Source organism: Holdemanella sp. DFI.5.55, from assembly GCF_020593575.1.
GTDB classification, from domain to species: Bacteria; Bacillota_I; Bacilli_A; order Erysipelotrichales; family Erysipelotrichaceae; genus Holdemanella; species Holdemanella hominis.
In genome coordinates, this window is record NZ_JAJDMK010000210.1 from 1 (window position 1) to 393 (window position 393).

Consider the following 393-nt stretch of genomic DNA (forward strand, 5'->3'; position numbering starts at 1 on the left):
CTTGCGCATAGAATTGATTCCAAACACGATATTTATGATAAGCATTTTAAAAAGAACCACGGGATCGATACTCGGTCTGCCGTGACGACTGTAAAGATGCTGAACTTTCGGATAAATAAACCGAAAATCAAGAGCTTCCTCCATCTTACGAACCAAATGATCCTGTGGTACTAATTCATCTAATGTATAGTAAATCATGCAATCTAATTTTGCATTGTTTCTGTTAGTCATTGCCATTGCGATATCCTCCATAAACCCTCTATAATTATATCATTTTTGGCATAATAAATGGCAGAAACGTCGACTATTTTTGGGTTTATGAAGTACGTTTCTGCCACAGATATTCTATCAGATTTTAAAAAGACTGTCGACAGTCACTTTGTCAACAGTCTG

General features: G+C 36.1%; 1 protein-coding gene. It reads right to left on the reverse strand.

Annotation, left to right across the window (positions count from 1 at the left end; translation table 11 throughout):
- Nucleotides 1–231 (reverse strand): transposase (locus tag LJE08_RS13845; RefSeq protein ID WP_217255786.1); only part of this gene is annotated, 231 nt, incomplete at its 3' end.
- Nucleotides 232–393 lie beyond the last annotated feature (162 nt).